This is a genomic window from Streptomyces olindensis (genome assembly GCF_040645895.1).
Classification (GTDB): domain Bacteria; phylum Actinomycetota; class Actinomycetes; order Streptomycetales; family Streptomycetaceae; genus Streptomyces; species Streptomyces olindensis.
Map to the genome: position 1 here is coordinate 1 of NZ_JBEYZD010000154.1, position 5,216 is coordinate 5,216.

At 74.4% G+C, this 5,216-nt stretch carries 1 protein-coding gene; it reads left to right on the forward strand.

From position 1 onward, the window contains the following. A partial coding sequence (locus ABZ948_RS40690) for a type I polyketide synthase (RefSeq protein ID WP_435857808.1) occupies positions 1-5,216 on the forward strand: 5,216 nt, incomplete at both ends.

A 5,216-nucleotide genomic window follows, 5' to 3' on the forward strand; every position in this document is an offset into this window, starting at 1 on the left:
GTGATGTCGACGCCGTTGTTGTTCGTGGAGTTCGCGCGGCAGCGGGGTCTGTCGCCGGACGGCCGGTGCAAGTCGTTCTCGTCCTCGGCTGATGGTGTGGCGTGGTCCGAGGGTGTCGGTGTGGTGGCGCTGGAGCGGTTGTCGGACGCGCGGCGGTTGGGGCACAACGTGCTGGCGGTGATCCGCGGCAGCGCGGTGAACCAGGACGGTGCGAGCAACGGCCTGACGGCGCCCAACGGCCCCTCCCAGGAACGCGTGATCGCCCAGGCGCTCGCCAGCGCCGGCCTGGCGCCCGGTGATGTGGACGTGGTGGAGGCCCACGGGACCGGCACGACGCTGGGCGACCCGATCGAGGCCCAGGCGCTGATCTCCGCCTACGGGCAGGAACGCGGCGACGCACAACCGCTGCGGATCGGCTCGGTGAAGTCCAACATCGGCCACACCCAGGCCGCCGCCGGTGTCGGCGGCGTGATCAAGATGGTGCAGGCCATGCGGCACGGGCAGTTGCCGCGGACGCTGCACGTCGACGAGCCCTCACCGCACGTCGACTGGTCTTCCGGTGCGGTGCGACTGCTGACCGAGGCCGAGCCGTGGCCCGCCGGCGACCGCGCCCGCCGGGCCGGTGTGTCGTCCTTCGGGATCAGCGGCACCAACGCGCACCTGATCATCGAGGAGGCGCCCGCCCCGGCCCCGGCACCGGACGCGTCCGACGACGAACCCCGTCCGGCCGGGGAACGCGTCACCACCAACGTCATGCCGTGGACCGTGTCGGCCAAGAGCGAGGCGGCGCTCCAGGCGCAGGCACGGCGGCTGCACGACTGGCTGCTCGCCCACCCGGACGCGGACCTCGCCGAGGTCGCCCACGCCCTGCTGACGTCACGCGCGCAGCTCGGACACCGCGCCGTCGCCGTCGCCGCCGACCGCGACACGATGCTCGCCCGCCTGTCCGCCCTGGCCGCCGGGGACACCTCGGCCAGAGCGCTCGCGGGCACGGTCGGCACCGGAAAGACCGCGTTCCTGTTCACCGGTCAGGGTGCGCAACGGGCGGGTATGGGCGCCGGGTTGTATGCGGCGTTCCCGGTGTTCGCCGCCGCGCTGGACGAGATCTGCGCCTGCTTCGATCCGCTGCTCGGGCGTTCCCTGAAGTCCGTCATGTTCGACGGCGGTGACGGTCTGCTGGACCGGACGGACTTCACGCAGCCGGCGTTGTTCGCGTTCGAGGTGGCGTTGTTCCGGCTGCTGGAGTCGTTCGGGGTGCGTCCCGACGTGCTGGTGGGGCACTCCATCGGTGAACTCGTGGCGGCCCACGTCTCGGGCGTGTGGTCGCTGGAGGACGCCTGCCGGCTGGTCGCGGCACGCGGGCGGCTCATGGCCGCGCTGCCGGAGGGCGGGGCGATGCTCGCCGTCGCGGCGTCCGAGGCCGCCGTCGTCGAGGCGATCGCCGGGTACGACGGCCGGGTGTCCCTCGCCGCGGTGAACGGGCCCGCCTCCGTGGTGGTCTCCGGCGACGAGGACGCGATCACCGAGATCGAGCGCGCCTTCGGGCAGGCCGGGCGCAAGACGACGCGGCTGCGCGTCAGCCACGCCTTCCACTCGGCCCACATGGAGCCGATGCTCGACGAGTTCGCGTCCATCGCCCGTACCGTCACCCACCGCCCGCCGCGGATCCCCGTGGTGTCGAACGTGTCCGGCGCGCTCGCCGGGGAGGAACTCCTCGACCCGGCCTACTGGGCGCGGCAGGTGCGGGCCGCCGTGCGGTTCGCACCCGGCATCGAGACGCTCGACGCCCTCGGCGTACGGCGGTTCCTGGAGCTGGGGCCCGACGCGGTCCTGGCCGCGCTGACCCACGCCTGCCTCCCGGCCGACGCCGAGGCGCGGGCGCTGGTCGCGGCGGCCACCCGGCGCGACGAGGAAGAGGCCGAACAACTCCTGTCCCTGCTGGGCGCGGCCCACACGGCCGGACCGGACGTCGACTTCGCCCCGCTGTTCGCCGGACGGCGCACCGCCCACGTCCCCCTGCCCACCTACGCCTACCAGCGCAGCCGCTACTGGCACGACCCGGCAGCACAGGACGCCCGGATCGGTGACGTCACACAGGCCGGACTCCGCTTCCCCGACCACCCGCTGCTCGGGGCGGCGGTACAGCTCGCCGGCCGTGACGAGTGGCTGTTCACCGGGCGCATCTCGCGCCGCAGCCACCTCTGGCTCGTCGACCACGTCGTCCACGACACCGTCGTCGTCCCGGCGGCGGCCCTCCTGGAGATCGCCTGGTGCGCGGGCGACATGCTCGGCTGCGCGGCCATCGAAGAACTCACGCTGCGCGCGCCGCTGGTCCTCGCCGCCGAACGGGCGACCGAACTCCAGGTCACCGTCGGCGCCGCCGACGCGGACGGCACCCGGACCCTGACCTTCCACTCCCGGACCGAGGACGACGAGCACGACACCGAGTGGGCCCTGCACGCCGAGGGTGTGCTGTCCTCCACGGCACCGCACGAACTCCCGGACGGCGACGACTGGCTCACCCCGGACGAGGCCGACGCCTCGACCACCGGCGAGGCCCTCTACGACCGCCTGACCGAGCTCGGCTTCCACTACGGGCCCGCCTTCCAGGGCGTGATGGCCACCTGGGGAGACGGCACCGACGTCATCGCCGACGTGTCCCTGGACGAGACCGCCCTGCAGCAGGCGTCCCGCTTCGGGATCCACCCCGCGCTGCTCGACGCGACCCTGCACGCCGCCATCGAGCTGCTCGCCCCGGGACTGGCGGACGGACAACTGCCGCTGCCCTTCTCCTTCTCCGGCGTGCACGTCCACCGCCGCGGCGCCGACGCGGTCCGGGCCCGGATCACCCGCACCGGCGACCAGAAGATCACCATCGAGGCCGTCGACCCGGCCGGAGACCCCGTCCTCACGGTCGGGACCGTGCTCGCGCGGCCCATCGACACCCAGGCGCTCGAAGCCGCCCGCGGCGACGGACACGGCACGCTCCTCACCGTGCGGTGGACCGAGGCCCCCGCCCCGGCCGAAACCCCGGCCGTCGGCCCGACGGCCGTACTGGGCACCGGACTGCCGGCCTTCACCACCCGCTGCCCCGACCTGGCCGCCCTCCTCGCCGCCGAAACCGTCCCCGACTGCGTGCTGTGGCCCGTCGAGACCGGCGACACCGCACCACCCGTGGCCGCGACGCACGAGCGCGTCCACGAGGCCCTGCTCGTCCTGCGCCGCTGGCTCGCCGCGGAACGCCTGACCGACACCCGGCTCGTGGTGGTCACCCGCCGGGCGGTCGCCCTGCCGGGGGAGCGGCCCGACCCCGTCGCGGCCGCCGTCGCCGGACTCGTGCGCAGCGCGCAGTCGGAGCACCCGGGCCGGATCGTCCTGCTCGACCACGAGGGCGACCACCTCACCGACGGCGACCTGACTGCCGACGACCTCACTGCCGACCACCTCACCGCCGACGTCGTCGCCGCCGCGCTGGCGTCGCAGGAACCCCAGGTCGCCGTACGCGGGCCCAAGCTGCTCATCCCCCGCGTCGCCGAGTCCGCGCCCATCCAGGCCCGGGAGGCCTTCGGAGCGGGCACCGTCCTCGTCACCGGCGGCACCGGCGGACTCGGCGCCCACATCGCCCGGCACCTGGTGACCGCCCACGGCGTCCGGCACCTGCTCCTCGTCTCCCGCCGGGGCGCCGGGGCCGACGGCGCTGCCGACCTGGTCCGGGAGCTGACCGGCCTCGGAGCCGACGCCCGGGTGGCCGCCTGCGACGTCGCCGACCGGGCCGCACTGGAGGACCTGCTCGGCACCATCCCGCCGGAACACCCGCTGACGGGTGTCGTGCACGCCGCGGGCGTCCTGGACGACGGAACACTCCAGACCCTCACCGCCGAGCAGCTCACCACGGTCCTCGCCCCCAAGGCCGACGCCGCCTGGAACCTGCACGAGCTGACCCGCGGTCACGACCTCGCCGCCTTCGTGCTGTTCTCCTCGGTCGCCGGGATCCTCGGCACGCCCGGCCAGGGCAACTACGCGGCGGCCAACGGCTTCCTGGACGCCCTGGCCCACCTGCGGCGCAGCGAGGGACTGCCGGCCGTGTCGCTCGCCTGGGGCCCCTGGAACCCGGACCGGGGCATGACCGGGAACCTGGACCGCGCGGCGCTGGCGCGCATGGGACGGCTGGGCGTCCGACCGCTCGACGACGAGCACGCCCTGCGCCTGTTCGACCGGGCCCTGTCCGCCGAGGGCGCGGCGCTGTCCGTCCTCGTCGACCTCGACCGCCCCGCGCTCGCCACGCAGGCCCGCGCCGGCCGGCTGCCCGCCCTCCTGCACACGCTGGCGCCCGTACCGGCACGCCGTGCGACCCCCACCGCGGCGCTGGCGCAGCTGCTGGAGGCCGCCTCCGACGACCGGCGGGACGCGGTGATCCTCGACTTCGTCCGCGCCCAGGCCGCGGCGGTGCTGGGACACGACTCCGCGGAGGCGATCGGGCCGGACGTGCCCTTCAGCGAGCTGGGCTTCGACTCGCTCGGGGCGGTGGACTTCCGCAACCGGCTCGCGAAGGCCACCGGTCTGTCCCTGCCGTCGACGCTGGTCTTCGACCACCCGACCGCGCTGGCCATGACCGCGTTCTTCCGCACCTGCCTCGAAGGCACCTCGGCACGGCCGGCGCGGCGCCGGGCAACGAGGGCCCGGACGGATGAACCGATCGCGATCGTCGGCATGAGCTGCCGCTACCCGGGCGGCGCCACGTCGCCCGGCAAACTCTGGGAGCTGCTGAACTCCGGAACGGACGCCATCACCGGCTTCCCCACCGACCGCGGCTGGGACCTCGACCGTCTCTTCGACCCGGACCCGGACAAGCCCGGCACCGTCTACACCCGCGAGGGCGGATTCCTCCACAACGCCGGTGACTTCGACGCGGGCTTCTTCGGCATCGGCCCGCGCGAGGCGCTGGCCATGGACCCGCAGCAGCGGCTGCTGCTGGAGGCGTCCTGGGAGGCCCTGGAGGACGCCGGCATCGACCCGACGTCCCTGCGCGGCACCGACACCGGCGTCTACGCCGGCCTGATGTACCAGGACTACGCCGTCGGCGAGCCCTCGGCGCACTCGTCCGCCGAGGGGCACCGGGTGACCGGTTCGGCGGGCAGTGTGGTCTCGGGTCGGGTGGCGTATTCGCTGGGGTTGGAGGGTCCGGCGGTGACGCTGGACACGGCGTGTTCGTCGTC